Source organism: Kitasatospora sp. NPDC059722 (assembly GCF_042733235.1).
GTDB lineage: Bacteria > Actinomycetota > Actinomycetes > Streptomycetales > Streptomycetaceae > Kitasatospora.
This window is the reverse complement of record NZ_JBHWGD010000287.1, coordinates 1-1,535: the sequence shown is the minus strand read 5'-3', so window position 1 is coordinate 1,535 and position 1,535 is coordinate 1. Positions and strand designations below refer to the sequence as shown.

The following is a 1,535-nucleotide window of genomic DNA, read 5'->3' as shown; positions in this document are numbered from 1 at the left end:
TCCCCGTGCTTCATCGCGAGCACCGTCTTGATCACACCGGCGGCGCCGGCCGCGGCCTGGGTGTGGCCGAGGTTGGACTTCACCGAGCCGAGCAGGAGCGGGAGTTCGCGGTCCCGCCCGTAGGCGGCCAGCAGGGCGTGCGCCTCGATCGGGTCGCCGAGGGCGGTGCCGGTGCCGTGCGCCTCGACGGCGTCGACCTCGGCGGCGGTCAGGCCCGCGTCGGCGAGGGCCGCGCGGATCACCCGCTGCTGGGCCCGGCCGTTGGGGGCCGTCAACCCGTTCGACGCGCCGTCCTGGTTGACGGCGGATCCGCGCACGACCGCGAGCACCGGGTGCCCGTTGCGCCGCGCGTCCGAGAGCCGCTCCAGCACCAGGACGCCCGCGCCCTCGGACCAGGCGGTCCCGTCGGCGGCGTCGGCGAAGGGCTTGCAGCGGCCGTCGGAGGCCAGTCCGCCCTGCGCGGTGAACTCGACGAAGGCGTCCGGGCTGGACATCACCGAGGCGCCGCCGGCCAGGGCCAGCGAGCACTCCCCGGCGCGCAGCGCGCGGGCGGCCAGGTGGAGCGAGACGAGGGCGGAGGAGCACGCGGTGTCGACGGTGACGGCCGGGCCCTCCAGACCGAGGGTGTAGGAGAGGCGGCCGGACAGGACGCTCGCCGTGTTGCCGGTGGCGGCGTGGCCGCGGACGTCGGCGGTGCCGCGGCGCAGCACGGTCAGGTAGTCCTGCCCGTTGGTGCCGACGAAGACGCCGGTGTCGCTGCCGCGCAGCCGGTCGGGGGCGATGCCGGAGCGCTCCAGGGCCTCCCAGGAGGTCTCCAGGAGGAGGCGCTGCTGGGGGTCCATGGCGAGGGCTTCGCGGGGCGAGATGCCGAAGAAGCGGGCGTCGAAGCGGCCGACGCCGTCGAGGAAGCCGCCGTGGAGGGTGGCGGAGCCGCCGCGGCCGAGGGCGTCGAGGTCCCAGCCGCGGTCGGCGGGGAACGGGCGGATGGCGTCGGCGCCGTCGCCGAGCAGTCGCCAGAGGTCCTCCGGGGACTCGATGCCGCCGGGGAAGCGGCAGGCCATGCCGACGATCACGACGGGGTCGTCCGAGACGTCCCGCGGGGCCGGGGCCCGGTCGGGTTCGGGGAGGGTGCCGAGGAGTTCGGCGAGGAGGTGGGCGGCCAGGTCCGCGGGGGTCGGGTGGTCGTAGACCAGGGTGGCGGGCAGGCTCAGGCCGGTGGCGGCGGTGAGGGCGTTGCGCAGTTCGACGGTGGTGAGGGAGTCCATGCCGAGGTCGGTGAAGGGCTGGTCGGCGCCGACGCGTTCGCCGCCCGCGTGGCCGAGGACGGCCGCGACGCGGGTGCGCACGAAGTCGAGGACGAAGCGCTCCCTGGCCTGCTCGGACAGTTCGGCGAGGCGCTGGCGCAGCCCGGACTCCGGGGCGGCCGCGGCCGGCCAGCCGGCCGCTCCGGCCAGCGGGGCGATCTGCGGGTCGGGCCGCTGCGCGGAGAAGACGGCGGCGAAGGGCTGGCAGTCGTTGTCGGCGAGGGTGAGCGC

1 protein-coding gene is annotated in these 1,535 nt (G+C 76.6%); it reads right to left on the bottom strand.

Features of this window, described 5'->3' with window-relative positions:
• Positions 1 to 1,535, bottom strand: a 1,535-nt coding sequence (locus tag ACFV4F_RS43350; RefSeq protein ID WP_380511562.1) for a beta-ketoacyl synthase N-terminal-like domain-containing protein, incomplete at both ends; no start/stop codon positions are given.